The organism is Variovorax sp. YR752 (assembly GCF_943372545.1).
The window spans coordinates 15,378-41,547 of sequence record NZ_CALRZC010000050.1 but is presented as its reverse complement, the minus strand read 5'-3'; the positions used below and the strand labels follow the sequence as shown (position 1 = coordinate 41,547).

Genomic DNA, 26,170 nt, shown 5'->3' with positions numbered 1-26,170 from the left:
AACCACTCGGGCTGCACGCCCGCCTCGCCGTGCGGCGGGCGGCCACGATCGAGGCCCCACTTGAACATGCGCATCGAGTCGGACAGCGACTCCCCGCCCTGCGCGCCGAGCTTGTGGTGCATGGCGTCGCGTGTGGCCGCGCTGCCCAGGTGGGTCAGACCGGTGCCGCTGACCAGGCAATGCGCCGGGTCGTCGTGCATCAGCGGGGTGAGCACGCGCAAGCCATCGAGCAGCCGCGCCATCGGTGTCACTTCCAGCGCGCCCAGCCGGGCTTCGGCCATGTGCACCAGCGTGCGGCCGTGGTCGAAGGCGGCCTGCGCCAGCGCGAGCAGCGTGGCGGTGCCGTCGAGCCGGCGCACCCGGCCGGCATCGGTGCTGGTGCAGCCGACGCGCTGGTTGCCGTCGTCGTCGAGGTACTGGATGAATCGCATGGCGTCTCCCCACGCTGCGGTGGGTCCGCAATCTGTTGGCTGCCGCATGCTAAAGAGACGACCGATAACGATCCAATAGATTTTCGGCGCTTTGACATATACGATCCGAGATCGCATGGCCACCAACTACACCCACTGGTTCATCCGCGCGCGCCTGAAGACGCGCCAGTTGCTGCTGCTGATGGCGCTAGAGGAGGAGGGCAACATCCACCGCGCCGCGCAGGTGCTGAACATGACGCAGCCGGCCGCCTCCAAGCTGCTCAAGGAGCTGGAGGAGATGCTCGGCGTGCCGCTGTTCGACCGGCTGCCGCGCGGCATGCGCGCCACCTGGTACGGCGAGACGATGATCCGCCACGCGCGCATGGCGCTGGCCAGTCTCTCGCAGGCGCAGGACGAGATCGAGGCGCTGAAGGCCGGGCGCTTCGGCCAGGTCAGCGTCGGCGCGATCACGACGCCGGGGCTGAACCTGCTGCCGGCGGCGGTGGCGATGGTCAAGCAGCAGCACCCCAGCCTGCGCGTGCAACTGGCCATCGAGACCAGCGACGTGCTGATGGAGCGCCTGGCGCAGGGCAAGCTCGACATGGCGGTCGGCCGCCTGTTCGAGCGCCACGACAAGACCGACCTGCGCTACGAGGCGCTGGTCGAGGAGCCGGTCAGCGTGATCACGCGGCCCGGCCACCCGCTGCTGGCGCAACCGCGGCTGACGCTGCGCGACGTGGTCGGCCAGGCCTGGATCGTGCCACCGCCGGGCAGCGTGCTGCGCCATCGCTTCGAGCTGATGTTCCAGGAAGACGGCCTGGAGGCGCCGGCCGACCTGATCGAGACCACCGCGCTGCTGTTCGTCACCAAGATGCTGCAGGGCAGCGAGGCGCTGGCGGTGATCGCCACCGACGTGGCGCGCTACTACGCGCAGCACGGCATGGTGGCGATCCTGCCGATCGCGCTGCCGTGCAAGATGGACGCCTTCGGCCTGATCACCCGCACCGACCGGCTGCTCTCGCCGGCGGCGAAGGTGATGCTGCGCGCGATCAAGTCGGCGGCGCTGACGGTCTACGGGGCGGAGCTGGATCTGACCGGGCTGGAGTGAACACGCGGCCGGCGCCGGGCCGCTCCCAAGGCGGCCGCGCAACCCGCTCGGCGGGTGGCTCCCGGCAGTCCGGGAGCCGGGTGCTCCATCTACCTCCAGCCACCGTCCACCACGAACTCCTGGGCCGTGCACATCTTCGCGTCGTCCGACACGAGGAACAGCACCATCGCCGCGATGTCCTGCGGCTGCAGCCGGTCCGGCAGGCACTGGTTGCGGTCGATCTCGGCCTCGCCTTCGGGCGTGACCCACAGCCGCTTCTGCCGCTCGGTCATCACCCAGCCCGGCGTCACCGTGTTGACGCGGATGCGATCGCGGCCGAGCGAGGCGGCGGTGCCGCGCGTGAGCCCGTTGACCGCCGACTTGGAGACCGCGTAGCAGGGGTATTCGGCCGACTTGATCTGCCAGCCGATCGAGCCGAGGTTGACGATGGCCCCGCCGCCCAGGCGCTGCATGCCCGGCGCCACCGCCTGCATCGCGAACAGCGCTGCGCGCTGGTTGATGGCGATGCGCTCGTCGTAGTAGGCCGGCGTGATCGAGGCCAGCGTGTGGCGGTCGTCGCTGGCGACGTTGTTGACCAGCGCATGGAAGTCGCCGAGCTCCTTCGCGGCGTCGGCGATCGCCGCCTGCAGTGCGGCCACGTCGGTCACGTCGCAGGCGCGCCACCACGGCCGGCCGCGACCCTGGGCTTCCAGGCGCGCAGCCAGGGCGGCGCTCGCCTCGGCGGCGATGTCGATGAAGGCGACCCGGGCGCCCTGCGCCGCGAAGGCCTCGACGATCGCCTCGCCGATGCCCGAGCCACCGCCGGTCACGAACACTGCCCGGCCCTGCAGGCTGGGATAGCGTGCCGAGCTCGATCGCGCCTGTGATATCGACTTTGACATGTCAGATAGCTATTCAGTTATTTTTCAAGCATCAGTGTGGAGCGATAGCATCCGGCGCGTCAAGCCGCCCCTGGAGAAACTCGTCATGGATCCGAAGAAACCCGTCCGCCGCAGCCAGGCCTGGTTCGGGCGGCAGGACCGTGACGGCTTCGTGCACCGCAGCTGGCTGAAGAACCAGGGCTACCCGCACGACCTTCTCGACGGCCGCCCGGTGATCGGCATCTGCAACACCTGGAGCGAGCTGACGCCGTGCAACGGCCACTTCCGCGAGCTGGCCGAGTTCGTCAAGCGCGGCGTCTACGAGGCTGGTGGCTTCCCGCTCGAGTTCCCGGTCATGTCGCTCGGCGAGACGCAGCTGCGCCCGACCGCGATGCTGTTCCGCAACCTCGCCAGCATGGACGTCGAAGAGAGCATCCGCGGCAACCCGATCGACGGCGTGGTGCTGCTGATGGGTTGCGACAAGACCACGCCGGCGCTGCTGATGGGCGCGGCCAGTTGCGACCTGCCGACCATCGGCCTGTCCGGCGGGCCGATGCTCAACGGCAAGTTCCGCGGCAAGGACATCGGCTCGGGCACCGGCGTGTGGCAGATGAGCGAGATGGTGCGCGCAGGCGAGATGACGATGGACGAGTTCACCGAAGCCGAGTCGTGCATGCACCGCAGCAAGGGCAGTTGCATGACCATGGGCACGGCCTCGACGATGGCCTCGATGGTCGAGGCGCTGGGCATGGCGCTGCCGGAGAACGCGGCGATTCCCGCCGCCGACACACGGCGCAACCGACTCGCGCAGATGACCGGCCGGCGCATCGTCGAAATGGTCAAGGACGACCTGCGCATGTCGAAGATCCTGACGCGCGCCGCCTTTGAGAACGCGATTCGCGCCAATGCGGCGATCGGCGGCTCGACCAACGCGGTGATCCACCTGCTGGCGGTGGCCGGCCGCATGGGCGTGGAGCTCAAGCTCGACGACTGGGACCAACTCGGCTCGCAGATCCCCTGCCTGGTCGACCTGCAGCCTTCCGGTCGCTTCCTGATGGAGGACTTCTTCTACGCTGGCGGGCTGCCGGCGGTGCTGAAGGAGATCCGCCACCTGCTGCACCTCGACGCGCTCACCGTCAACGGCAAGACCATCGGCGAGAACAGCGCCGAGGCGCCGTGCTGGAACCGCGAGGTCATCAAACCTTTCGAGCAGCCGTTCAAGCCGGCCGCCGGCATCGCCGTGCTGCGCGGCAACCTGGCGCCGGACGGTGCGGTCATCAAGCCCTCGGCGGCCAGCGAGCACCTGCTCAGGCACCGCGGCCGCGCGGTGGTGTTCGAGACCATCGAGGACTTCCACACCCGCATCGACGACGAGGCCCTCGACGTCGATGAGACCTGCATCCTGGTGCTGAAGAACTGCGGCCCCAAGGGCTACCCCGGCATGGCCGAGGTCGGCAACATGCCGCTGCCGCCGAAGGTCTTGCGCAAGGGCATCACCGACATGGTCCGCATCAGCGACGCCCGCATGAGCGGCACCGCCTACGGCACCGTGGTGCTGCACACCTCGCCCGAGGCCGCCGCCGGCGGGCCGCTGGCGCTGGTGAAGAGCGGCGACATGATCGAGCTCGACGTCGCCGCGCGCCGCCTGCACCTGGAAGTCAGTGACGCGGAGCTGGCGCGCCGCCGCGCCGACTGGCAGGCCCCCGAGGCACCGAAGCGCGGGTGGTACAAGCTCTACGTGGACCACGTGCAGCAAGCCCACCTCGGCGCCGACCTCGACTTCCTGGTCGGCGGCAGTGGCGCGCCGGTTCCGCGCGACTCGCACTGAGGCCGATGGCGATCACCGCCCCCTCGATCGGCACCGCCCGCTGCGTCTGGGCGGCCGGCGCCACGCTGGGCGAAGGCACCTGCTGGTCGCCGCGCGAACGCGCGCTGTACTGGGTCGACATCCTCGAGCATCGCCTGCATCGCTTCACCCCGGCCAGCGGCGAACAGCGCAGCTGGACCCTGCCCGACACCATCTCGGCCGTCGCCGAGCGCACGCGCGGCCCGGGCCTGGCGATCACGCTGCGCCGCGGCTTCGCCTTCTTCGATCCGGCCGATGGCACGCTGCAGCGCCTGGACGAACCCGAGCCCGAGCGCCCGGGCAATCGCTTCAACGACGGCAAGTGCGATGCGCAGGGCCGCTTCTGGGGCGGCACGATGGACTTCGCCATCCGCGAGCCGAGCGGGGCGCTGTACCGCTTCGACGGCCCCGGCCACTGCATGCGTGCGCTCGATGCCGGCTTCGTGGTCACCAACGGTCCGACCTGGTCACTCGATGGCAGCACGATGTTCTTCAACGACACGGTGAACAAGAGCGTGCGCGCCTACGCGTTCGACCCGCTGGCCGGCACGGTCGGCGCCTCGCGCGAGTTCCTCGTCTTCGCCAAGGGCGACGGCTATCCCGACGGCATGACCACCGACGCCGATGGCCGGCTCTGGATCGCTCACTGGGGCGCCGCCTGCGTGAGCTGCCACGACCCTGTCAGCGGCGCCGAGCTGGCGCGCGTTGAGCTGCCCACGGACCACATCACCAACGTCGCCTTCGGCGGACCGGACCTGAAGACACTCTTCATCACCAGCGCACGCTTCGAGCTGAGCGCCGAGAAGCTGGCGGCGCAGCCGCTGGCCGGTGCGCTGTTCGCGGTCGAGACCGACGCGACCGGTCTGCCTGCCAATCGCTTCGACGGATGAGATGACCCGGGCTGCCGCGCCGAGTCGAGCGGTGCGGCGGCCGACATGACCCACAACACTCGAACACGACAAGGAGACACCACATGCAACGCAGAACCACCCTGCTGGCCACCCTGGGCCTGGCAGCCACCACCTGGATGCTTCCCGCCGCCGCGCAGGACAAGGGCGCGGTGGGCATCTCGATGCCGACCAAGTCCTCGGCGCGCTGGATCGCCGACGGCGACAACATGGTCAAGGTGTTCAAGGAGAAGGGCTACAAGACCGACCTGCAGTACGCCGACGACGACATTCCGAACCAGCTGGCGCAGGTGGAGAACATGATCACCAAGGGCGTCAAGGTCCTGGTGATCGCCGCCATCGATGGCACCACGTTGTCCGGCGCACTGCAAAAGGCGGCTGACAAGGGCGTCAAGGTCATCGCCTACGACCGCCTGATCCGCGGCTCGAAGAACGTCGACTACTACACCACCTTCGACAACTTCCAGGTCGGCGTGCTGCAGGCCGGCTCGATCGTCGACAAGCTCGGCCTGAAGGCCGGCAAGGGCCCGTTCAACATCGAGCTGTTCGGCGGCTCGCCCGACGACAACAACGCCTTCTTCTTCTACGACGGCGCGATGTCGGTGCTCAAGCCCCACATCGACAGCGGCAAGCTGGTCGTGCGCAGCAAGCAGATGGGCATGGACAAGGTCGGCACGCTGCGCTGGGACGGCGCGGTCGCGCAGGCGCGCATGGACAACCTGCTGTCGGCCTTCTACGGCAAGGACAAGGTTCACGCCGTGCTGTCGCCGTACGACGGCCTGTCGATCGGCATCCTGTCGTCGCTGAAGGGCGTCGGCTACTGCACGGCGGCGCAGCCCTGCCCGATCGTCAGCGGCCAGGACGCCGAGATCCCGTCGGTCAAGTCGATGCTCAAGGGCGAGCAGTACTCCACCGTGTTCAAGGACACGCGCGACCTCGCCCGCGTCACCGCCAATCTGGTCGACGCGGTGCTGGCCGGCAAGCAGCCCGAGATCAACGACACCAAGACCTACAACAACGGCGTCAAGGTGGTGCCCAGCTACCTGCTCAAGCCGGTGGCGGTCGATTCGAGCAACTGGAAGAAGGTGCTGGTCGACAGTGGCTACTACAAGGAAAGCCAGCTGAAGTAAGGCCCCGCGCGGCCTTTCTCCGTGAAGGTCCCGCTGACGCGGGACCTTCTTCCATGCATCATCGTCCGCCATGGGAGACACCGTGGACGCCTTGCTCGAGATGCGCGGCATCACCAAGCGCTTTCATGGCGTGACCGCGCTGTCCGACGTGAACCTCAGCGTTCGCGCCGGCGAGATCCATGCCGTCGTCGGCGAGAACGGCGCCGGCAAGTCGACGCTGATGAAGGTGCTGTCCGGCGTCTACCCGCACCCGGAGTACGTGGGCGAGATCCGCTACCAGGGCCAGGAGCGGCGCTTCTCCGGCATCCACGACAGCGAACAACTCGGCATCATCATCATCCACCAGGAGCTGGCGCTGGTGCCGCTGCTGTCGATCGCCGAGAACATGTTCCTCGGCAACGAGCCGGCGAAGTACGGCGTGATCGACTGGACGCTGGCGCACCGCCGCACCCGCGAGCTGCTGTCCAAGGTCGGGCTGAAGGAATCGCCCGCCACGCTGATCACCGACATCGGCGTCGGCAAGCAGCAGCTGGTCGAGATCGCCAAGGCGCTGGCCAAGGAGGTCAAGCTGCTGATCCTCGACGAGCCGACGGCGAGCCTGAACGAGAGCGACAGCGACGCCCTGCTCGAGCTGCTGCTGGAGCTGAAGTCGCACGGCATCGCCTGCATCCTGATCTCGCACAAGCTCAACGAGATCGCCAAGGTGGCCGACGCCATCACCGTGCTGCGCGATGGCTCGACGATCACGACGATCGACTGCCGCGAGGGGCCGGCCAGCGAAGACCTGATCATCCGCGCGATGGTCGGCCGCGAGATGGCCGACCGCTACCCCAAGCACACGCCGAAGATCGGCGAGACGGTGTTCGAGCTGCGCGACTGGCGCGTCTTCCACCCGCTGCACCACGACCGCGAGGTGGTCAAGGGCGTCAACCTGCAGGTGAAGAAGGGCGAGATCGTCGGCATCGCCGGGCTGATGGGTGCCGGCCGCACCGAGCTGGCGATGAGCGTGTTCGGACGCAGCTACGGCCACCGCATCAGCGGCACGGTGCGAATGAATGGCCGCGACATCGACACGGGCAGCGTCGGCAAGGCCGTCGCGCACGGCATCGCCTACGTGACCGAAGACCGCAAGTCGCTCGGCCTGGTGCTCGACGACAGCATTGCCCACAACACCACGCTGGCCCACCTCGGTGGCGTCTCGAAGCGAGGCGTGATCGACGAAGGCCGCGAGTTCGCCGTCGCCACCGAGTACCGCCAGCGCCTGGCCACACGCTGTGCCGGCGTGCATCAGCCGGTGGTCAATCTGTCCGGCGGCAACCAGCAGAAGGTGGTGCTGGCCAAGTGGCTGTTCGCCGACCCGACGCTGCTCATCCTCGACGAGCCGACACGCGGCATCGACGTTGGCGCCAAGTTCGAGATCTACACGCTGATCGCCCGCCTGGCCGAGGAAGGCCGCAGCATCCTGATGATCTCCTCGGAGATGCCGGAGTTGCTGGGCATGTGCGATCGCATCTACGTGATGAACGAAGGCGAGTTCGTCGCCGAGTTCGATGCCGACGACGCCTCGCAGGAGAAGATCATGCGCGCGATCGTGAAGGCCGGGACCTGAGAGGCACCATGGAACAGACGATCCAGCAGCAAGGCGGCGCGGCGGGCGGGCGCGCCGGCCACTTCCTGAAGCAGAACCTGCGCGAGTACGGCATGCTGCTGTCGCTCGTGGCGATCATGATCTTCTTCCAGGTCATGACCGACGGCACGCTGCTGCAGCCGCTGAACCTCACGAACCTGGTGCTGCAGAACAGCTACATCATCATCATGGCGCTGGGCATGCTGCTGGTGATCGTGGCCGGCCACATCGACCTGTCGGTCGGCTCGGTGTGCGGCTTCGTCGGCGCGCTGGCGGCGGTGCTGATGGTCAACTACGAATGGCATTTCGTGCCGGCGACGGTCGTCTGCCTCATCGTCGGCGGGCTGATCGGCGCGGCGCAGGGCTGGTTCGTCGCCTACTTCCACATCCCCTCGTTCATCGTCACGCTGGCCGGCATGCTGGTGTTCAAGGGCCTGGCGCTGGCGCTGCTCAATGGCCAGTCGGTCGGGCCCTTCCCCGAGACCTTCCAGAAGCTCAGTTCGGGCTTCATCCCCGACTGGTTCGGCGGCACCGAGCTGCGCCTGACCTCGCTGCTGCTGGGTGTGCTGGTCGCGCTGGCGATGGTGGTGATGGCCTGGCGCGCACGCAGCAACCAGCAGCTGCACGGCATGGACACCGAACCGACGAGCCTGTTCGCGGCGCGCAACGCGGTGTTCGCCGCGATCATCGTCGCGCTGTCCTGGCTGCTGGCCACCTACAAGGGCCTGCCCAACGTGCTGATCATCATGTTCGTGCTGATGGTCGCCTACGACTTCGTGACCACGCGCACGACGATCGGCCGGCGCATCTACGCGCTCGGCGGCAACGAGAAGGCGGCACGGCTGTCGGGCATCCGCACCGAGCGGCTGGCCTTCCTCACCTTCGTCAACATGGGCGTGCTGGCGGCGCTGGCCGGGCTGGTGTTCGCCGCGCGGCTGAACACCGCGACGCCGAAGGCCGGGCTGGGCTTCGAGCTCGACGTCATCGCCGCCTGCTTCATCGGCGGCGCCTCGGCCTCGGGCGGCGTCGGCCGTGTGATGGGTGCGGTGATCGGCGCCTTCGTCATGGGCGTGATGAACAACGGCATGTCCATCCTCGGCATCGGCATCGACTACCAGCAGGTCATCAAGGGCCTGGTGCTGCTGGCCGCGGTCTGCGTCGACGTCTACAACAAGAAGAAGTAGCCGCCCGGAAAAGAAAAGAGCGGCTGCATCCGCTGCAGCCGCTCCGGCGTAGAAGCCTGCGAAGAATTACTTCTTCGCTTCTTCCTTCTTCATTTCCTTCTTCATTTCCTTCTTCTCGGCCTTCTTGGCAGCGCTGGCCTTGGCGGCCGGCTCGCTGGCCTTCATCGGGGCGCCACCGGCGTGCGAGCCGGCTTGCGCGTTGAAGGCCACGGCGGCGAACAGGGCGGTGATCAGGGTCGCGAGAGTCTTGCTCATGGGAATGCTTTCTGTAGTGGGTTTGAAGTCGGTTCCGGGAACGGGTTCAGCCCCGGCCTTCCCGAAACGCGACGGCCGCTCAGCGGTTGACCGCCGGCCGGCGCGGATTGTGACCGCACGATGCGGCCGGTGAATGAATTGACCGGATACTGTTGCGCTTCACTCATGTCGTCACCGGTGTATCGATTCGTTCTTGCCGCGCTCGCCGCGTGCGCCCTTCCCGCGACTGCCAACGCCGCCCCCTTCGTCCCGAGTTCCGACCAGCAGGTGCTGGAGCGCTTGCCGGCGCGCGCGGCCGATCCGCGCCAGCGCGAGTTGCGCGCCCTGCGCGAGCAGTGGCGTGCTGCGCCGGACGACCCGGGCGCGGCGGTGCGTCTCGCGCGCCGCTACGTCGAGGAGGCCGGCGCCGAGGGTGACCCGCGTTACGTCGGCTACGCACAGGCGGCGCTGGCGCCGTGGTGGACGCAGCCCGATCCGCCGGCCGAGGTGCGGGTGCTGCGCGCGGTGCTGCGCCAGTACGGCCACGAGTTCGACGCGGCGCTGGCCGATCTCGCCGCCGTCATCGCGGCCGATCCAGCCAACGCCGAGGCACGCTCGTGGCAGGTGGCGATCCTCCTCGTGCAGGCGGACTATCCGGCCGCGCGCCAGGCCTGCGAACGACTCGCCGCACTGGCCGAGCCGCTGGTCGGCGCCGCCTGCCGTGCGCAGGTCGATGCGCTGACCGGGCGCGCCGGCCCGGCCGCCGATGGACTGCGAACGGCCCTGCGTTCCGCACCTTCTGCCGACGCGGCCCTGCGGCTGTGGGCACTGACGCGGCTGGCCGAGATCGAGCTGCACCGCGGCCGCCATGTCGAAGCCGAGGCAGCCTTCCGCGAGGCGCTGGCACTCGGTTTGCCGGACGTGTACCTGGAATCCGCCTATGCCGACTTCCTGCTCGACCGCGGCCGCGCCGCCGAGGTGATCGAGCGGCTGCAGGGCAAGGAGCGCTCCGACCTGCTGCTGCTGCGCCTGGCGATCGCCGGCAAGGCGGTCACCTCGCCGAAGGCGATCGAATGGCGGCAGGCGCTGACGGCGCGCTTCGATGCAGCACGGCTGCGCGGCGACGCGCTTCACCAGAAGGAAGAGGCCCGCTTCGCGCTCGCCGTGCTCGGCGACACGAAGCGCGCGCTCGAACTGGCACGAACCAACTACACGCTGCAGCGCGAGCCTGCCGATGCGCGCGTGCTGCTCGAAGCGGCGGTCGCCGCGCGCGACCCGGCCGCGGCCGAACCGGTGCAACGCTGGCTGGAGGCCAACCGCGTCGAAAGCGTGGTGCTGCGCGCCCTCGCGGCGAAGCTGAAGGGTCGCTCATGATCCGCTGGCAGCGAGCTGTCGCGGCCCTCGGCCTTGCCGCGGCGACGCTGCTCGGCGCAGCGACACCGGCGCTGGCCCACAAGCCCTCCGACAGCTACCTGACGCTGACGCAGGACGGCAGCACGCTGCGCGGCCAGTGGGACATCGCGCTACGCGACCTCGACGTGGCCATCGGCCTGGATGCCGACGGCAGCGGCGAGATCACCTGGGGCGAAGTGCGCGTGCGCCACGCCGACATCGCCGCCTACGCGCTCGCGCGCCTGTCCATCACCGGCGACGGCCAGCCCTGCGTGGCGCGTGCCGGCGAGCAGCTGATCGACCAGCACACCGACGGCGCCTACACGGTGCTGAGCTTCGAGGTCGGCTGCCCGGCGCCGCCGCAGAAGCTCGCGCTCGGCTACCGCCTGTTCGCCGACATCGACCCGCAACACCGCGGCCTGCTGCGCCTGCAGGCGCAGGGCATCATCCGCACCGCGGTGCTCGGGCCGGACAGCGCCAGCCCGGTCTATGAACTGAAGCAGTCAGACCGGCTGGAACAGTTCACCGACTATGTGCGCGAGGGTGTGTGGCACATCTGGATCGGCTTCGACCACATCCTGTTCCTGCTCTCGCTGCTGCTGCCGGCGGTGCTGGTCTGGCGCGCTGCGCGCTGGGAACCGGCGGCGAGCTTCCGCGGCGCCTTCGTCGAGGTGCTGAAGATCGTCACCTCGTTCACGGTGGCGCATTCGATCACGCTGACGCTGGCGACGCTGGGCTTCGTCGCGCTGCCCTCGCGGCTGGTCGAGGCGACCATCGCCGCCTCGGTGGTGCTGGCGGCGCTGAACAACCTGCGGCCGGTGTTCCAGGGCCGGCGCTGGGCGATGGCCTTCGGCTTCGGCCTGGTGCACGGCTTCGGCTTCGCCAGCGTGCTGGCCGACCTCGGCCTGCCGCAGGACGCGCTGGCGCTGGCGCTGTTCGGATTCAACGTCGGCGTCGAGCTCGGCCAGCTGGCGATCGTGATCGCCTTCCTGCCGCTGGCCTACGCGCTGCGCGACACGCGCTTCTATCAGCGGGCGGTGTTCAGCGGCGGTTCGCTGGCGATCGCGCTGCTGGCGGCGCTGTGGTTCACGGAGCGTGCGTTCGGCCTGGAATTCATGCCGTTCTGAGTGTCTGGCTTCTCGCGTGCGGCCACCTCGAAGGCCAGCGTGACGAAACGGCTCTCCCAGTGCCCGGGCGTATCGGGAACGGCGCGCAGCTCGGTGCCACGCAGCACCCAGCGGCCGGGCAGCGGCAAGCGCATCTCGACACGGCCCTGCGCGTCGGTGCGGCGCCACACGCCGACCGGCGCACGCTCGTGGCGGAACTCGACGGCGAAGTCCGGCAGCGGCCGGCCATCGCGCAGCACCTCGAAGCCGGCGCTGTCGCCAACCTGCCAGGCGCCCACCTCGCCGAGCGGCCGTGCGTCCATCGCCATGCCGCTGCTGACCGCCGCCCTGCGCAGCTGCGTGCCCGGCAGCTCGATGCGCGCGTGCTTCGCATAGCGCTCGGTCCAGGCGATGCCGCGCGAGCGCATGTCGGCCCAGGCCGCATGCACCGAGGGCGGCGCGGCGATCTCCTTCAGGTAGGCCTCGACCAGCGCTGGCGCCAGCGTGATCTCGAAGGGCTGCGATTGCGCCCAGCAGCTCAGGCCGGCGTGCGCCGGCGGCGTGCGCAGCAGCAGCGCCCGCTCGCCGACGCGCAGCGGCTCGAGCGGCAGCAACTCGCCACCGCCGGCGCGGCAACCCGAGGCGACCAGGTACTCGGCGCCGATCGGCGTCTCCTGCAGCGGAAACCGGTTGCCGGTGCCCAGCGCCAGCGTGCGCGAACCGGCGGCGTTTCGGTCCTCGACCTGGAACCAGGTGTCGTGGGCGGCAACCGGCGCGGCCGCGATCAGGCCGGCGGCGAGGGCTGAGAGTCGAAGGTGGCGCATGCGCCGGCATACGCAGCCGGGCACGCTGCGGATGCACGCGCGCTGCGCCCGGCCCGCTTTCGGGCATCATCGCCGCCGTCCACCGGCCAGGAGCCGCCATCAGCCTCTTCCTGCTCAAGCGCTTCGCCAGCTTCGTGCTCACGCTCGCCGTGGCCTCGTTGATCGTGTTCGCTGCGCTGACCGTGCTGCCGGGCAACGCCGCCGAGGTGATGCTGGGCGAGAGCGCGACGCCGCAGGCCGTGCAGGCGCTGGAGAAGAAGCTCGGCCTCGACCGACCGGCACCCGAGCGCTACCTGGCCTGGCTGGGCGGCCTGCTCACGCTCGAGCTCGGGCTCAGCCATGCCTACGACACGCCGATCGCCGGGCTGATCGGCGAGCGCCTGGGCGTCACCGTGCCGCTGGCGCTGCTGGCGATGCTGCTGAGCACGGTGCTGGCGCTGGCCGCCGGCGTCTACGCGGCCTCGCGCCACAACCGCGCCGGCGATCTCGGCGTGATGGCCGCCAGCCAGCTCGGCATCGCGGTGCCGAGCTTCTGGTTCGGCATCCTGCTGGTGATGCTGTTCGCGGTGAAGCTGCCCTGGTTCCCGGCCGGCGGATTCCCCGGCTGGACGGAAGACGAAGGCGGTGGCCTGTGGGACGGCCTGCACGCGCTGCTGCTGCCGGCGTTCGCGCTGGCGGTGGTGCAGGCCGCCATCCTCGCGCGCTTTACCCGCTCGGCCGTGCTCGACGTGCTGCGCGAGGACTTCGTGCGCACCGCCCGCGCCAAGGGCCTGTCGCACCGCGCGGTGCTGTGGGGCCACGTGCTGCGCAACGCGCTGGTGCCGGTGGTCACCGTGATGGGCCTGCAGTTCGCCAACCTGGTCACCGGCACGGTGGTGATCGAGAACGTGTTCTCGCTGCCCGGCCTCGGCCGCCTGGTCTTCCAGGCGATCGGCAACCGCGACCTGCCGCTGGTGCAGAACATCGTGATGCTGCTGGCGGCCACGGTGATCGCCATCAACTTCGTGGTCGACCTGCTCTACGCGGTGATCGACCCGCGGCTGAAGGTGGCGCGGGCATGAGGGCCGAGCGCCGGGCCGCTCCCAAGCCGGCCCCCGCCAGCCCCGAGACGGGGCTGGCACTCCGGCCGTCCATGCCCGCGCAGGCGGGCATGGAGCCGCGGCCGTCGTTCCCCTCGGGGGACCGGCCGACGGCCACGTCGGCCGAGGGGCAGTCATGACCTTCTGGAGACGCGCGCGCCGCCACCCGAGCTTCGTCGCCGGAGGCGTTCTGGTCGCGCTGCTGATCGGCCTGGCCCTGCTGTCCTTCGTCTGGACACCGCACTCGGCCACCGAGATCGACGTGCCCAACAAGCTGCAGCCGCCCTCGGCCACCCACTGGCTGGGCACCGACAGCCTGGGGCGCGACATCGTCTCGCTGCTCATCGTCGGCGCCCGCGCCTCGATCGCCGTCGGCCTGATCGCCGTGGGCATCGGCATCGTCGCCGGCGTCGCGCTCGGCCTGCTCGCCGCAGCGCGGCGCGGCTGGGTGGAGGAGCTGGTGATGCGCGCCAGCGACTTCGCCATCGCCTTCCCCGCATTGCTCACGGCCATCATGCTGACCGCCGTCTACGGGCCGGGGCTGGTGACCGCCATCGTCGCGATCGGCATCTTCAACATCCCGGAGTTCGCGCGCATCACGCGTGCCTCGGCCGCCACGGTGTGGACACGCGAGTACGTGCTCGCCGCCCGCGCCTGCGGCAAGAGCGGCTGGCGCATCACGCTCGAGCACGTGCTGCCGAACATCGCCTCGGTGCTGATCGTGCAGGCGACGATCCGCTTCGCGATCGCCATCCTCGCCGAGGCGGCGCTGAGCTACCTCGGCCTGGGCACGCAGCCGCCGACGCCGAGCTGGGGCCGCATGCTCGGCGAGGGCCAGAGCATGATGTACCAGGCGCCGCTGCTGGCCGTCTGGCCGGGCCTGGCGATCGTGCTCAGCGTGCTCGGCCTGAACCTGATGGGCGACGGGCTGCGCGATCTGCTCGACCCGAAGCTGGCGCGGCAGCGATAGCCCGGCGAGCGCGAATCGCGCTATCGTGCCTGCATGACGAGACGGCCACGCCATGGCGATGCTCGAGGTCAGTGACCTACGGGTCGTGCTGCCCAGCGCGCGCGGCCCGGTGGCGGCGCTGCGTGGGGTGTCGTTCGCGCTGGAACGCGGCGACAAGCTCGGCCTGATCGGCGAGAGCGGCTGCGGCAAGTCGCTGACCGCGCTGGCGCTGATGGGCCTGCTGCCGGAAGGCGCGCAGGTCGAGGGCAGCATCCGCCTCAACGGAACGGAGCTGGTCGGGCTGGACGACGACGCGATGGCGCAACTGCGCGGCGACCGCATCGCGATGATCTTCCAGGAGCCGATGACGGCGCTGAACCCGCTGCACACCGTCGGCGCGCAGGTGGCCGAGCCGCTGCGCCTGCATCGCGGCCTCGACCGGGCAGCGGCGCGCGCCGAGGCGCTGCGCCTGCTCGAGCGCGTTCAGTTGCCCGAGGCCGCGAAGCGCCTCGACGCCCACCCGCACCAGCTCAGCGGCGGCCAGCGGCAGCGCGTGATGATCGCGATGGCGCTGGCCTGCGGCCCCGAACTGCTGATCGCCGACGAGCCGACCACCGCACTGGACGTGACGCTGCAGCACGAGGTGCTGATGCTGATCGACGAGCTGGTGCGCGGCAGCGGCATGGCGTTGCTGCTGATCAGCCACGACCTCGGCGTGATGGCGCGCCATGTGCAGCGCGTGATGGTGATGTACGGCGGCGCGGTGGCCGAGTCGGGGCCGGTCGGCGCGGTGTTCGCGCGCCGCGCGCACCCCTACACCCGCGGCCTGCACGCCGCGCGGCCGCGGCTCGGCGCCACGCGCGGCACCAGGCTGCCGACCATCCCCGGCCGTGTGCCCGAACTGGCCGACCTGGGCACGGGCTGCGCGTTCGCGGACCGCTGCGAGCGCGTGATCGACGCCTGCCGGCGCGCGGCGCCACCGGCGGTCGAGGTCGGTGCCGATCACCTGGCGCGCTGCATCCGCATCGAGGAGGTCGTTGCGTGAATCACGCGGACATGGGCGCTCGCCGCCACGAGATGGTCGCGACGCAGATCGAAGCCCGCGGCGTGAGCGAACCGCGCGTGCTCGCCGCGATGCGCGCGGTGCCGCGGGAGGACTTCGTCGAACCCGACTGGCGCGGCCATGCCTTCGACGACAACCCCTTGCCGATAGCAGCCGGCCAGACGATCTCGCAGCCCTACATCGTGGCCTTCATGGCCGAGGCGCTGCAGTTGCAGGGCAGCGAGCGCGTGCTCGAGATCGGCACCGGCTCGGGCTACGCCGCGGCCGTGCTCGGGCGACTGGCGAAGGAGGTGCACACGGTCGAGTGCATCGCTGTACTTGCCGAAACGGCGGCAGCGACACTCGCCGCGCAGGGCGCACATAACGTGCACGTGCACCATGCCGATGGCTCGCTCGGCTGGCCCGCGGCAGCACCCTACGACGCGATCGTCGTCACTGCGGCCGGGCCTGTGGTGCCCGCCGCGCTGAAGGCGCAGCTCGCGATGGGTGGTCGGCTGGTGATGCCGGTGGGCGCGCGCGAAGGCCACCAGCGGCTGGTGCGCGTGACCCGCAGCGGCGCGCACGACGAGCGGGAGGAAACGCTGATGGACGTGCGCTTCGTGCCGCTGACCGGTGCGCAAGGCTGGGGCCGCGAACGGCGGTGAGACGGGGCAGGTGCTGCCCCGTCCTTGCTCCTCAGGTCGTCACTTCGGGCTGGCGATGTAGGCCGCCAGGTCGAGCAACTGCTGGTTGCTGAAGCGCGTGTTCAGGCCCGCACTGGTGTGGGTCGATACGTTGTTCAGCACGGAACTCAGCTTGGTCGCCGTGTTGGCCTTGGTGTCGCTCGCCTTGCCCATGCCGTGGCAGCCGCTGCAGTTGGACGCATACAGCGTCTGGCCGCTGGCCACATCGCCGACCGGTGCCGGTGCCGGTGCCGGTGCCGGTGCCGGTGCCGGTGCCGGTGCCGGTGCCGGTGCCGGTGCCGGTGCAGGTGCAGGTGCAGGTGCCGGTGCCGGTGCCGGTGCGGGTGCGGGTGCGGGTGCGGGTGCGGGTGCGGGTGCGGGTGCGGGTGCGGGTGCGGGTGCGGGTGCGGGTGCGGGCGCGGGCGCAGGCGCCGGGGTCCCGGCTGCCGCCGTGGCCGTGAAGGTACCGGCATCGTCGCCTGCCGGGCCGGTGAAGGTGCCGGAGATGCTGCCATCGGCCGCCACCTGGCCGGCGGCCAGCACCGCGGAGCGCTTGCCGTAGCGGATCTTCAGCGTCACCTGCCCGTTCGCGTCGATCGTGCCCTTCACCGGGTAGCCGCGCATGCCCTCGCGGTCGTCGTCGTGATCGTCACCATCACGCGAACCCCTGTCGGCCAGCGTCGCGCCCAGTGCCTGCAACTGCGTGCGGATGTCCTCGGTCACCACGGCCACGTCGTCCTGATAGCGCGACACACGCGCCGAGAAGGCTTCCTTGAACGCATCCAGCGCCTCGCGCTGGGCGGCTGTGAGTCCGTGGTCACGACCTTCGGCCTCGAACGCCGCACGCAGCGTCGTCAGCAGCACATCCACGTCGGCGCGATAGGCCGTGCGCAACGCGTCGAGCCGAGTCTCGAGCTGCTCGCGCAGGGCGGCGACCTGCGCCGAATCGACCGGCGCTGCGCCGGCCGGCTGCAGCTGGGTGCTCGGCATCAGCCGGCCCTCGATCTCGGTCACGCCGTCCTCCTGTTCCGTCTTGAGGATCAGCGTCCCGTCGATCGTCGTGCCCGCGTGCGTGCCGCCGGTCACATTGGCCGAGAAGGCGTACTGCGACTGCGCCATCACGGTTTCGGCGCTGCGGCTCGTGCCGCCACTGCTGTCGCCGGCCACGGTCACGCGCAGTGCGCTGGCGCTCTGTTCGACCTGGATGGCCGAACCGGTCGCGGCGTCCTCGCCACCGCTGCTGCCGCCGCAGCCGGCGAGCACGGCGATGGCCAGGCTCAGCACGCTCAACTTCAACGACGTCGATGTCCTTGCATTCATGCTTGTTCCCTTCTTCTGGATGGATGGAGCCAGGCCTCGAGGGCCGGCGCACGGACCATACGATCAACATGGGATGCTTTCCCATGTGTATCCACCACCCTTACCTCGGTAACGTCGGCAGGGCGTCCGGCGACGCCGCCTTACGAACATGTGGGCCACATATCGGTGACGAGCCGCAAGCACGCGCTACCGGATACGTCAGCGAGGCGCACCGCGCCTCGGGCATCATCGGCACATGACGGAGACCGCGCCGCCCCTGCTCGCCCTGCATGAGGTCACGCGCCGATACACACTGCCGCGCGAGAGCCTGTTCTCGCCGGCGCCGGTGGTCGATGCGCTGCGCGGCGTCAGCCTCGAACTGCATGCTGGCCGCAGCCTTGGCGTGGTCGGCGAGTCGGGTTCGGGCAAGTCGACGCTGGCGCGCCTGGCGATGGCGCTGGAGGCGCCGAGCAGCGGCCGTGTCGAGTTCATGGGCCAGGACCTGAGCCGCCTGCCTGCGGCCGAATTGCGCGCTGCGCGTCGCGGCTTCCAGATGGTGTTCCAGGACCCGTACGGTTCGCTCGACCCGCGCCAGACGATCGGCCGCATCGTCGCCGAGCCGCTCACGCTGGCCGGCGACACGCAGCGAGACAGCGCGGTCGCCGAGGTGCTGGACGCGGTGGGCCTGCGCGCGGCCGATGCGAGCAAGTACCCGCACGAGTTCTCCGGCGGCCAGCGTCAGCGCATCGCGATCGCGCGTGCACTGATCACGAAGCCGCGGCTGATCGTCGCCGACGAGCCGGTCAGCGCACTCGACGTTTCCGTGCAGGCGCAGGTACTCAACCTGCTGATCGAGTTGCAGCAGCGCTACGGCGTCACCTACCTGCTGATCAGCCACGACCTCGCCGTGATCGACCACGTCTGCGACGAGGTGGTGGTGATGCAGCACGGCCGCATCGTCGAGCGCGGCGACAGCGCGCGCATCTTCCGCGCGCCGCAGCACGCATACACACGCGCGCTGATCGATGCGCACGAACCGTTCGAGCCGCCGTCCGCTACAGTGGCGGCGACTTCCGAGGAGCTGCCCCGATGAGACCTGCCTTCCGCTTCGCCTGCGGCCTGCTGATCGCCACGCTGGCCGCCACCGCATACGCCCAGAGACAGCGCGACAGTGTCGTGCTCGGCATGACGCTCGAGCCCGCGCCCGGGCTGGACCCGACCGCGGCCTCTGCCGCGGCGATCGGCGAGGTGGTGCACCTCAGCGTGCTGGAAGGGCTGACGAAGATCGGCATGGACGGCACGGTGTCGCCGCTGCTGGCCGAGCGCTGGACGATCGACCCGGACGGCAAGGTGTACACCTTCACGCTGCGCCGCGGCGTGCGTTTCCACGACGGCGAGGCCTTCGACGCCAGCGACGTCAAGTTCAGCTTCGAGCGCGCCAAGGCGGAAGGCTCGACCAACAAGGCGAAGAAGGCGGTGTTCGACAACATCAGCCGCATCGACACGCCCGACCCGCACACCGTCATCCTGGTGCTCAACCAGGCCGACGGCAACTTCCTCTTCCGCATGGGCGAGACCACGGCGGTCATCCTCGACCCGAAGAGCGCGGCGACGACGGCCACGAAGCCCATCGGCACCGGGCCGTTCCGCTTCGAGGACTGGAAGAAGGGTTCGTCGATCACGCTGCTGAAGAACGATGCGTACCGCAGCGCCTCGACGGTGAAGATGAAAAAGGTGACCTACCGCTTCATCAGCGACCCGGCCGCGCAGGTGTCGGCCCTGCTGGCCGGGGACATCGATGGCATGCCGCGCTTCGGCGCGCCGCAGAACCTGAAGCAGTTCCAGGCCGACAAGCGTTTCACGGTGGAGATCGGCGGCACGGAGGGCAAGACCATCGTCGCCATCAACAACAAGCGCAAGCCCTTCGACGACGTGCGCGTGCGCCGCGCGATCGCCGCCGCGGTGGACCGCAAGGCGATCGTCGACGGTGCGATGGAAGGCTACGGCGCGCCGATCGGCAGCCACATGGTGCCCAGCGATGCCGGCTACGTCGACCTCACCGGGATGAGCCCGCACGACCCCGAGAAGGCGAAGGCGCTGCTCAAGGAAGCCGGCGTGGCGACGCCGCTGAACGTCACGCTGACGCTGCCGCCGCCGCAGTACGCACGCAAGGGCGGCGAGATCGTCGCCGCGCAGCTGGCCAAGGTGGGCATCGTCGCGAAGATCGAGAACGTCGAGTGGGCGCAGTGGCTCTCCGGCGCGTTCAAGGGCAACTACGACCTGACCATCATCAGCCACGTCGAACCGCTGGACTTCGACCGCTACGCCGACCCGGCCTACTACTGGGGCTACGACAGCAAGGCCTTCCGCGAGCTGCTGGCCAAGTACAACGGCAGCACCGAGCCGAAGGCGCGGCTGAAACTGGCCGGCGACATCCAGCGCCTGCTGGCCACCGACCAGGTCAACGCGTATCTGTTCCAGCTGCCGCAGTTCGCGGTGGCGCGCAAGCCGCTGAAGGGCCTGTGGAGCAGTTCGCCGATCTTCGCCAACGACCTCGCGGCGTTGAGCTGGTGAGCTGAGCCGATGGCCGAGCTGCACCAACTGACGGCGATCGAGCTGCTCGACCTCTACCAGCGCAAGGCGGCCTCGCCGGTGGAGGCCACGCGCGCCGTGCTGCGCCACATCGCGCAGTGGGAGCCGCATCTCAACGCCACCTACGCGCTCGACGCGGAAGCTGCACTGGAACAGGCCGAGGCCTCGCAGTCGCGCTGGATCAGGGGTGAGCCGCAGGGCGCGCTCGATGGCGTGCCGGCGATGATCAAGGAGAACATCGCCACGCGCGGCACGCCAGTGCCGCTGGGCACCGCCGCCACCGAGCTGGTGCCGGCGGCCGAGGACGCACCGCCGGCAGCGCGGCTTCGCGAGGCCGGCGCGGTCATCCTCGGCAAGACGACCATGCCCGACTACGGCATGCTGTCCTCGGGGCTGTCGAGCTTCCACCCGCTGACGCGCAATCCGTGGGACCTGACGAAGAACCCCGGCGGCAGCAGTTCCGGTGCAGCCGCCGGCGCCGCCGCCGGCTACGGGCCGCTGCACCTGGGCACCGACATCGGCGGCTCGGTGCGCCTGCCCGCCGCCTGGTGCGGCATCTTCACGCTCAAGCCCAGCCTCGGCCGCATCCCGATCTTTCCTCCGTATGCCGGGCGTGTGGCAGGGCCGATGACACGCACGGTGGCCGACGCGGCGCTGATGATGGGCGTGCTCAGCCGCCCCGATGCACGCGACACCATGAGCCTGCCCTGGCAGGACATCGCCTGGCAGAGCCTGCACCGCGAGGTGCGCGGCCTGCGCATCGGCCTGCAGCTCGATGCCGGCTGGGGCCTGCCGGTCGATGCCGAGGTGCGCGCCGCCGTCGAGGCCGCGGCGAAGGCCTTCGAGGCCGCCGGCGCGATCGTCGAGACGGTACCGCCCTTCATGACGCGCACGATGATCGACGGCATGGACGCCTTCTGGCGCTGCCGCAGCTGGATGGACATCTCGGCACTGCCCGAGGCGCGCCGCGCCAAGGTGCTGCCCTTCATCGTCGAGTGGGCGCGCGGCGGCGCCGGGCTGAGCGGCGAACAGGTGTTCCGCGGCTACAGCCAGATGGGTGCGATGCGCGAAGCGGCGGTGGCCGCGTGTGCGGGTTTCGACATGGTGATCTCTCCGACCGCACCGATCGCGGCCTTCGCCGCCGAACTGCCCTGCCCGACCAACGACCCGGCACGGCCTTTCGAGCACATTGCCTTCACGCTGCCCTTCAACATGAGCGAGCAGCCCTCGGCGAGCATCAACTGCGGCTACACCTCGGGCGGCCTGCCGATCGGGCTGCAGATCACCGGCCACCGCCACGACGACCTCGGCGTGCTGCAGGTCGCGCACGCCTGGGAGCAGATGTGCCCGGTGCAGCGGTCGTGGCCGCAGCCGCCCTCGGCCCGAGCATGAAGCAGGACCGCCGCGGAAACCCGGTCGGCACCTCGTCTCCGGAAGCTCTGGCACATGCCGAGACCGCGCTGTGGCGCATGTGCTCGTTCTTCGACGCACCGCTGGCCGACATCGATGCCGCCATCGCCGCCGACCCCGGCTGGATGCTGCCGCACGTGATGCGGGCCGCCTTCCTGCTGACGCTGACCGAGCCTTCGCTGCTGGCCGATGCGCGCGCCGCGCTCGACCAGGCCGACCTGCTGGCGGCGAACGCGCCCGAGCGCGAGCGTGCCCACTGGGCCGCAGCCGACCGCTGCGCCGCCGGCGACTGGCACGGTGCCTGTGCGGCCTGGGAGCAGATCCTGCTCGACCACCCGCGCGACCTCTACGCGCTGCAGTGGGCACATCTGTTCGACTTCTACCGCGGCGATGCGCGCAACCTGCGCGGCCGCGTGGCACGTGTGCTGCCCGAGTGGCCGCGTGACGATGCACTGCGGCCCTACCTGCTGGGCATGCACGCCTTCGGGCTGGAGGAGTGCAACCTCTATCCGCAGGCCGAAGCGATCGGGCGCGAGGCCGTGTCGGGCGAGGCCAAGGTGCCCTGGGCCACGCATGCGGTGGCGCATGTGATGGAGATGCAGGGCCGATTCGACGAGGGCCGGCGCTGGCTGCACGAGCAGCAGCCGGTCTGGGACGAGGGCAACGGCTTCGCCGGTCATCACTGGTGGCATCTCGCGCTCTTCCATCTGGAAGCGATGGATCTGCCCGGCGCGCTGGCGCTGCACGACGCCCACCAGGGCAGCGCGCACGCGGTGCTGACGCTGCAGCGCCTGGACGGCGCGGCGCTGCTGTGGCGGCTGCGGCTGCTCGGTGCCGACGGGCTCGGGCCACGCTGGGCCGACCTTGCCGACGGCTGGGACCTGACGCCGCGCGACGCCGGCCATTCGGCCTTCAACGATGCGCACATGCTGATCGCGCTGATCGGCCTGGGTGATGCAGCCCGCGCGCAGGCGCTGCTCGCCGCGGTGCAGCGCCGCGCCGAGCGCGGCAGCGGCAGCAACACGGCGATGGCGCGCGAGGTCGGCCTGCCGCTGATGCGCGGCCTGCTGGCCTTCGCAGCTGGCGAAGCTGCCGAGTCGATCCGCCTGCTCGCCCCGCTGCGCGAAACCGCACACCGCTTCGGCGGCAGCCACGCGCAACGCGACCTTGTCGACCAGACCCTGCTCGCCGCCTGTGCGATGCCCGGCGGCGAGCGCGCGCTCGGCCGCGCACTGCTCAACGAGCGGCAGCTCGCGCGCGGTGCGACGCCTCAGGTCGAACACTGGCGCCAGTGCATGGGTCGCGCCTGACATCGAGTCCGCGTTCAAAGGCTCGGGAAGTCGCGTGAGCGATTGGCGGCTCGCGGCCCTATGCGGAAGTTCGACGTCTGCTGTGCGGGTTGAGGTCGGAGCGGCAAAGGCGCGTGCGGACAGGCTTCCGCGCTTCGCTTCGGCGGTCGGCCCGGTGGGCCGACTTCCTTGTGCTGCTCGGGCTCGCGGCAGGCCGCCCAACTCGCTGCGCTCACTTCGTTCGCTTCGATCAGACAGCCGGCGGCAAGTCAGTCTACGACGCGCGCTGCCGCGCGCCTGCCGCAAGCCCTGCGCTGCTCAGCGCCTCAGAGGCGCGCTCCAGCCTGTCCGCACGCGCCTTTGCTGAGCCAGCCGTGGCATGCCGGTCGAGGAACCCCAGCGCCTGCCGTGATGCTCAAAGGAGGCACGAAAGCAGACACACACAGACTTCAGCTCAGGGCCGCGAAGCGACGGCGGACCGAGAGGCTCACCCGCGAGACCGCCTCAGACCAGCGGCTCGCCCAGCCCTTCGTTCGCGCAGGCACGCTGCACCGCCGGCCGCGCCAGCATGCGCTGCAGGTAGGGGCCGAGGTTCGGCAGCGTGCGCGCCGGCCGCGCCATGCCGCGTGTCCAGCGGCACAGCATCAGCACGAAGGGGTCGAGCGCGCTGAAGCGCTGACCCAGGAACCAGGGCCCGCCGTGGCGGGCGAACTCGGCCTCGAGCTGGTCGATCATGCTGGCGATGTGCGCCTCGGCATGGCGCTTGACCTGCGCGGCGCCGTCGGCACCGTCGGCCCAGCGCTCCGGATAGAAGTACAGGATCATCTCGGCCTGCAGCGTGTTGGTCAGCCACATCAGCCACTTGTAGAACTGCGCGCGCTCCGCCGTGCCGAGGGCTGGCGCCAGGCTCGCCGCGGCGTGCGTGTCGACCAGGTGCAGCACGATCGCCGCGGTCTCGTAGAGCACGAGATCACCGTCGACCAGCACCGGGATCTTGCCGTTCGGGTTGAGCTTCAGGTACTCGGGCGAGTGGTGGGCGTTCTTCGTGCGGTCGACCAGCACCCGCTCGTAGGGCGCGCCGAGTTCCTCGAGCAGCATGTGCGGCGTCATGCTGGCGTTGCCGGGGAAGTAGTGCAGTTGGATCATCTGCCGATGCTACTGCGGCACCAGCGTGAAGCCGACGCGCGTGGTGCCGTCGTGCGATTCGGCCAGCGGGCGCCCGGCGTGCATGCGCGCGATCGCCGCGACGATGGCCAGGCCCAGGCCGTGGTGAGACTGGCTGCTGCCCGGCCGGGCTTCGTCGACACGGAAGAAGCGGTCGAACAGCCGTGTCAGGTGCTGCGGCGCGATCGCCGCGCCGGCGTTCTCGACCTCGACACGCACCTGCTCGGCTTCGTCCGGTGCGATGCGCACCACCACGCAGGAGCCGGGCTTGGCGAAGCGGATCGCGTTTCCGAGCAGGTTGGCGATCGCGCGCTTGACCAGCGGTTCGTCGACGGCGGCCTGCGCGTCGCCATCGATGCGCACCGTCAGGCCGGCCTCCTCGAGCATCGCCTCGTGGAACTCGACCACCTGCGCCGCCAGCGCCGCCAGGCTGTTCGCCGCACCGCGCCGCGCGGCGGCGCCGCGGTCGGCCTGCGAGAGGAACAGCATGTCGTTGACCAGCGCGGCCAGGCGCTGCGCCTCCTCGAGGTTGGACAGCATCGTGTCGCGCAGCTCGTCGGCCGGCCGCTCGCGCGACAGCGCCACCTCGGTGTGGCCGATCAGCGCGGCCAGCGGCGTGCGCAGTTCGTGCGCCACGTCGGCATTGAAGGCCTCGAGCTGCGCGACGGCACGCTCCAGCCGCTCCATCAGTGCGTTGAACTGCTCGATCCAGGGCAGCAGTTCCTCGGCCGGGTCGGCGAGCGAGAGGCGCTGGTCGAGCCCGCGCGGCGAGATGGCGCGCGTCTGCGAGGCCAGTTCGCGCAGCGGCTGCAGGCCGCGTCGCACATGCCAGAAGCTGCCCAGCGCCACCAGCGCGCCGCCGGCCAGCGTGACGACGACGAAGACGTACAGCCATTTGCGGCCGAACCTCGCATCGCTGGCGAAGTCCATCGTATAGCGCGCCTTCAGCAAGCCGCCGGCGAGTTGCGGCGCGGGGATGTCGAAGTCGACGCTCTGCGTGTGCGCCGACATCGCATGCGAGCCCGCCGCCTCGTCGGCGTAGAAGGGCGTGCCGTCGGCGCGCCACAGTTCGAGCCGGGTGTTGGCGCGCATCGGCGCGTCGGCGCGCACGCGCGCCAGGCAGGCCTGCTCGCCGCCGCGCTGCAGCTCCAGCGCGAGGATCTGCGCGATCACGTTGCCGCGGAAGCGGGCGTCCTCGGCGTTCTTCTGCACGATCATCATCTTCACCGACAGCCAGGCGCCGACGAACAGCGCCGCCAGCATGACCATCGTGAAGATCGCCAGCTTGCGCGACAGGCGCAGGCTGATCGAGTGGCTGCACAGCGCCTTCATGCGGAACGATCCTCGAGCACGTAGCCCATGCCGCGCACGGTGTGCAGCAGCTTGTTCTGGAACGGATCGTCGAGCTTGGCGCGCAGGCGGCGCACTGCGACCTCGACGACGTTGGTGTCGGAGTCGAAGTTCATGTCCCACACCTGCTCGGCCAGCGTGGTGCGTGACAGCACCTGGCCGCGCCGGCGCAGCAGCAGCGTCAGCAGCGTGAACTCCTTGGCCGTCAGGTCCAGGCGCTTGCCCTCGCGCTGGGCCTTGCGGCTGGCCAGGTCGATCTCCAGGTCGGCCAGGCGCAGCTGCGTGCCGCCGCCGCTGGCGCCGTTGCTGCCGCGGCGCAGCAGCGCCCCGACACGCGCCAGCAGTTCGGAGAACGCGAAGGGCTTGACGAGGTAGTCGTCGGCGCCGTCCTGCAGGCCGCGCACGCGGTCCTCGATCTTGTCGCGTGCGGTGAGCATCAGCACCGGCGTCTGGCCGCGCTCGCGCATCGCCTTGAGCACGCCGAAGCCGTCGATGCCGGGCAGCATCAGGTCGAGCAGCACCAGGTCGTACTCGCCCTCGCAGGCGAGCAGGCGGCCGCGAATGCCGTCGCTGGCCACGTCAACGACGTAGCCGTTCTCCGACAGGCCCTTGTGCAGGTAGTCGGCGAGCTTGGGTTCATCTTCGATGACGAGCAGGCGCATGGTGACCACAGGTTGACAACGG

At 70.1% G+C, this 26,170-nt stretch carries 23 protein-coding genes and 1 pseudogene; 16 read left to right on the top strand and 8 right to left on the bottom strand.

Annotation, left to right across the window (positions count from 1 at the left end; all coding sequences use genetic code 11):
• Positions 1-431: pseudogene (locus AAG801_RS14305) on the bottom strand (FAH family protein); the annotation flags it as partial.
• Positions 432-546: 115 nt separating this feature from the next.
• On the opposite strand from AAG801_RS14305, the gene AAG801_RS14300 reads away from it, so the two are divergent.
• The gene (locus AAG801_RS14300; RefSeq protein WP_341888970.1) at positions 547-1,518 is read left to right on the top strand and encodes a LysR family transcriptional regulator; all 972 of its coding nucleotides are present in this window, start codon (positions 547-549) and stop codon (positions 1,516-1,518) included.
• 89 nt (positions 1,519-1,607) lie between these two features.
• Here the strand turns inward: AAG801_RS14300 and AAG801_RS14295 are convergent, their stop codons facing one another.
• Positions 1,608-2,399 (bottom strand): SDR family oxidoreductase, encoded by a 792-nt coding sequence (locus tag AAG801_RS14295; protein ID WP_341888969.1) that lies wholly within the window; start codon positions 2,397-2,399, stop codon positions 1,608-1,610.
• Between the two features lie 85 nt (positions 2,400-2,484).
• On the opposite strand from AAG801_RS14295, the gene AAG801_RS14290 reads away from it, so the two are divergent.
• The 5 genes from AAG801_RS14290 (at position 2,485) to mmsB (ending at position 9,073) form a co-directional block, all read left to right on the top strand.
• Positions 2,485-4,206 carry an IlvD/Edd family dehydratase gene (locus tag AAG801_RS14290; RefSeq protein ID WP_341888968.1) on the top strand — a complete coding sequence of 574 codons (1,722 nt, stop codon included), beginning with the start codon at positions 2,485-2,487 and terminating at the stop codon, positions 4,204-4,206.
• A 5-nt stretch (positions 4,207-4,211) separates the two neighbouring features.
• A complete protein-coding gene (locus AAG801_RS14285) occupies positions 4,212-5,114 on the top strand; it encodes an SMP-30/gluconolactonase/LRE family protein (RefSeq protein ID WP_341888967.1) in 903 nt (300 codons plus the stop codon).
• 83 nt (positions 5,115-5,197) lie between these two features.
• Positions 5,198-6,262, top strand: a complete 1,065-nt coding sequence (chvE, locus tag AAG801_RS14280; RefSeq protein WP_341888966.1) for a multiple monosaccharide ABC transporter substrate-binding protein — start codon at positions 5,198-5,200, stop codon at positions 6,260-6,262.
• A 70-nt stretch (positions 6,263-6,332) separates the two neighbouring features.
• Positions 6,333-7,871 (top strand): multiple monosaccharide ABC transporter ATP-binding protein, encoded by a 1,539-nt coding sequence (gene mmsA / locus AAG801_RS14275; RefSeq protein ID WP_341888965.1) that lies wholly within the window; start codon positions 6,333-6,335, stop codon positions 7,869-7,871.
• A gap of 8 nt (positions 7,872-7,879) precedes the next feature.
• Positions 7,880-9,073 (top strand): multiple monosaccharide ABC transporter permease, encoded by a 1,194-nt coding sequence (gene mmsB, locus AAG801_RS14270; RefSeq protein WP_341888964.1) that lies wholly within the window; start codon positions 7,880-7,882, stop codon positions 9,071-9,073.
• A gap of 66 nt (positions 9,074-9,139) precedes the next feature.
• On the opposite strand, the gene AAG801_RS14265 is transcribed toward mmsB, so the two are convergent.
• Positions 9,140-9,328, bottom strand: a complete 189-nt coding sequence (locus AAG801_RS14265) for a hypothetical protein (RefSeq protein WP_341888963.1) — start codon at positions 9,326-9,328, stop codon at positions 9,140-9,142.
• 177 nt (positions 9,329-9,505) lie between these two features.
• On the opposite strand from AAG801_RS14265, the gene AAG801_RS14260 reads away from it, so the two are divergent.
• Positions 9,506-10,681 carry a hypothetical protein gene (locus tag AAG801_RS14260; RefSeq protein ID WP_341888962.1) on the top strand — a complete coding sequence of 392 codons (1,176 nt, stop codon included), beginning with the start codon at positions 9,506-9,508 and terminating at the stop codon, positions 10,679-10,681.
• Positions 10,678-11,826: a HupE/UreJ family protein gene (locus AAG801_RS14255; RefSeq protein ID WP_341888961.1), complete on the top strand. Its 1,149-nt coding sequence runs from the start codon at positions 10,678-10,680 to the stop codon at positions 11,824-11,826. Before AAG801_RS14260 ends, AAG801_RS14255 begins: the two co-directional genes overlap by 4 nt.
• Here AAG801_RS14255 and AAG801_RS14250 read toward each other — a convergent pair.
• Positions 11,727-12,629, bottom strand: a complete 903-nt coding sequence (locus tag AAG801_RS14250) for a DUF4198 domain-containing protein (RefSeq protein WP_341888960.1) — start codon at positions 12,627-12,629, stop codon at positions 11,727-11,729. The two genes, AAG801_RS14255 and AAG801_RS14250, sit on opposite strands and share 100 nt — an antisense overlap.
• Before the next feature lie 98 nt (positions 12,630-12,727).
• Between AAG801_RS14250 and AAG801_RS14245 the strand changes: the two genes are divergently transcribed.
• From AAG801_RS14245 to AAG801_RS14230, 4 genes are all read left to right on the top strand, one after another.
• The gene (locus AAG801_RS14245; protein WP_341888972.1) at positions 12,728-13,690 is read left to right on the top strand and encodes an ABC transporter permease; all 963 of its coding nucleotides are present in this window, start codon (positions 12,728-12,730) and stop codon (positions 13,688-13,690) included.
• A 154-nt stretch (positions 13,691-13,844) separates the two neighbouring features.
• Complete coding sequence (locus tag AAG801_RS14240; RefSeq protein ID WP_341888959.1) at positions 13,845-14,678, top strand: ABC transporter permease; 834 nt, start codon at positions 13,845-13,847, stop codon at positions 14,676-14,678.
• A gap of 52 nt (positions 14,679-14,730) precedes the next feature.
• Positions 14,731-15,702, top strand: a complete 972-nt coding sequence (locus tag AAG801_RS14235) for an ABC transporter ATP-binding protein (protein WP_341888958.1) — start codon at positions 14,731-14,733, stop codon at positions 15,700-15,702.
• Positions 15,699-16,364: a protein-L-isoaspartate(D-aspartate) O-methyltransferase gene (locus AAG801_RS14230; protein WP_341888957.1), complete on the top strand. Its 666-nt coding sequence runs from the start codon at positions 15,699-15,701 to the stop codon at positions 16,362-16,364. Before AAG801_RS14235 ends, AAG801_RS14230 begins: the two co-directional genes overlap by 4 nt.
• A 39-nt stretch (positions 16,365-16,403) precedes the next feature.
• Here AAG801_RS14230 and AAG801_RS14225 read toward each other — a convergent pair whose 3' ends face one another.
• Positions 16,404-17,702: a c-type cytochrome gene (locus tag AAG801_RS14225; protein ID WP_341888956.1), complete on the bottom strand. Its 1,299-nt coding sequence runs from the start codon at positions 17,700-17,702 to the stop codon at positions 16,404-16,406.
• Positions 17,703-17,937: 235 nt separating this feature from the next.
• Between AAG801_RS14225 and AAG801_RS14220 the strand changes: the two genes are divergently transcribed.
• Genes AAG801_RS14220 through AAG801_RS14205 form a run of 4 tightly spaced genes read left to right on the top strand, consistent with a single transcriptional unit; the run spans position 17,938 to position 22,993 of the window.
• Positions 17,938-18,774 carry an ATP-binding cassette domain-containing protein gene (locus tag AAG801_RS14220; RefSeq protein ID WP_341888955.1) on the top strand — a complete coding sequence of 279 codons (837 nt, stop codon included), beginning with the start codon at positions 17,938-17,940 and terminating at the stop codon, positions 18,772-18,774.
• Positions 18,771-20,255 (top strand): ABC transporter substrate-binding protein, encoded by a 1,485-nt coding sequence (locus AAG801_RS14215; RefSeq protein WP_341888954.1) that lies wholly within the window; start codon positions 18,771-18,773, stop codon positions 20,253-20,255. The genes AAG801_RS14220 and AAG801_RS14215 overlap by 4 nt, the downstream gene beginning before the upstream one ends.
• 9 nt (positions 20,256-20,264) lie before the next feature.
• Entirely contained in the window at positions 20,265-21,665 is a 1,401-nt protein-coding gene (locus AAG801_RS14210) for an amidase (protein ID WP_341888953.1), read from the top strand.
• Positions 21,635-22,993 (top strand): tetratricopeptide repeat protein, encoded by a 1,359-nt coding sequence (locus tag AAG801_RS14205; protein ID WP_341888952.1) that lies wholly within the window; start codon positions 21,635-21,637, stop codon positions 22,991-22,993. The genes AAG801_RS14210 and AAG801_RS14205 overlap by 31 nt, the downstream gene beginning before the upstream one ends.
• A gap of 483 nt (positions 22,994-23,476) precedes the next feature.
• Here the strand turns inward: AAG801_RS14205 and AAG801_RS14200 are convergent, their stop codons facing one another.
• The 3 genes from AAG801_RS14200 to AAG801_RS14190 are packed head-to-tail and all read right to left on the bottom strand — an operon-like array spanning position 23,477 to position 26,148.
• Positions 23,477-24,118, bottom strand: a complete 642-nt coding sequence (locus AAG801_RS14200) for a glutathione S-transferase family protein (protein ID WP_341888951.1) — start codon at positions 24,116-24,118, stop codon at positions 23,477-23,479.
• 9 nt (positions 24,119-24,127) lie between these two features.
• On the bottom strand, positions 24,128-25,468 hold the full coding sequence (locus tag AAG801_RS14195) for a heavy metal sensor histidine kinase (RefSeq protein ID WP_341888950.1): 1,341 nt from the start codon (positions 25,466-25,468) through the stop codon (positions 24,128-24,130).
• Positions 25,465-26,148, bottom strand: a complete 684-nt coding sequence (locus AAG801_RS14190) for a heavy metal response regulator transcription factor (RefSeq protein ID WP_341888949.1) — start codon at positions 26,146-26,148, stop codon at positions 25,465-25,467. Before AAG801_RS14190 ends, AAG801_RS14195 begins: the two co-directional genes overlap by 4 nt.
• Positions 26,149-26,170: the final 22 nt, after the last annotated feature.

Bases quoted from the DNA above. Each gene is read 5' to 3' on its own strand.
- AAG801_RS14300 (WP_341888970.1), top strand. From the start codon at position 547: ATGGCCACCAACTACACCCACTGGTTCATCCGCGCGCGCCTGAAGACG.
- AAG801_RS14295 (WP_341888969.1), bottom strand. From the start codon at position 2,399: ATGTCAAAGTCGATATCACAGGCGCGATCGAGCTCGGCACGCTATCCC.
- AAG801_RS14290 (WP_341888968.1), top strand. From the start codon at position 2,485: ATGGATCCGAAGAAACCCGTCCGCCGCAGCCAGGCCTGGTTCGGGCGG.
- AAG801_RS14285 (WP_341888967.1), top strand. From the start codon at position 4,212: ATGGCGATCACCGCCCCCTCGATCGGCACCGCCCGCTGCGTCTGGGCG.
- chvE (WP_341888966.1), top strand. From the start codon at position 5,198: ATGCAACGCAGAACCACCCTGCTGGCCACCCTGGGCCTGGCAGCCACC.
- mmsA (WP_341888965.1), top strand. From the start codon at position 6,333: ATGGGAGACACCGTGGACGCCTTGCTCGAGATGCGCGGCATCACCAAG.
- mmsB (WP_341888964.1), top strand. From the start codon at position 7,880: ATGGAACAGACGATCCAGCAGCAAGGCGGCGCGGCGGGCGGGCGCGCC.
- AAG801_RS14265 (WP_341888963.1), bottom strand. From the start codon at position 9,328: ATGAGCAAGACTCTCGCGACCCTGATCACCGCCCTGTTCGCCGCCGTG.
- AAG801_RS14255 (WP_341888961.1), top strand. From the start codon at position 10,678: ATGATCCGCTGGCAGCGAGCTGTCGCGGCCCTCGGCCTTGCCGCGGCG.
- AAG801_RS14250 (WP_341888960.1), bottom strand. From the start codon at position 12,629: ATGCGCCACCTTCGACTCTCAGCCCTCGCCGCCGGCCTGATCGCGGCC.
- AAG801_RS14240 (WP_341888959.1), top strand. From the start codon at position 13,845: ATGACCTTCTGGAGACGCGCGCGCCGCCACCCGAGCTTCGTCGCCGGA.
- AAG801_RS14235 (WP_341888958.1), top strand. From the start codon at position 14,731: ATGGCGATGCTCGAGGTCAGTGACCTACGGGTCGTGCTGCCCAGCGCG.
- AAG801_RS14225 (WP_341888956.1), bottom strand. From the start codon at position 17,702: ATGAATGCAAGGACATCGACGTCGTTGAAGTTGAGCGTGCTGAGCCTG.
- AAG801_RS14220 (WP_341888955.1), top strand. From the start codon at position 17,938: ATGACGGAGACCGCGCCGCCCCTGCTCGCCCTGCATGAGGTCACGCGC.
- AAG801_RS14215 (WP_341888954.1), top strand. From the start codon at position 18,771: ATGAGACCTGCCTTCCGCTTCGCCTGCGGCCTGCTGATCGCCACGCTG.
- AAG801_RS14210 (WP_341888953.1), top strand. From the start codon at position 20,265: ATGGCCGAGCTGCACCAACTGACGGCGATCGAGCTGCTCGACCTCTAC.
- AAG801_RS14200 (WP_341888951.1), bottom strand. From the start codon at position 24,118: ATGATCCAACTGCACTACTTCCCCGGCAACGCCAGCATGACGCCGCAC.
- AAG801_RS14195 (WP_341888950.1), bottom strand. From the start codon at position 25,468: ATGAAGGCGCTGTGCAGCCACTCGATCAGCCTGCGCCTGTCGCGCAAG.
- AAG801_RS14190 (WP_341888949.1), bottom strand. From the start codon at position 26,148: ATGCGCCTGCTCGTCATCGAAGATGAACCCAAGCTCGCCGACTACCTG.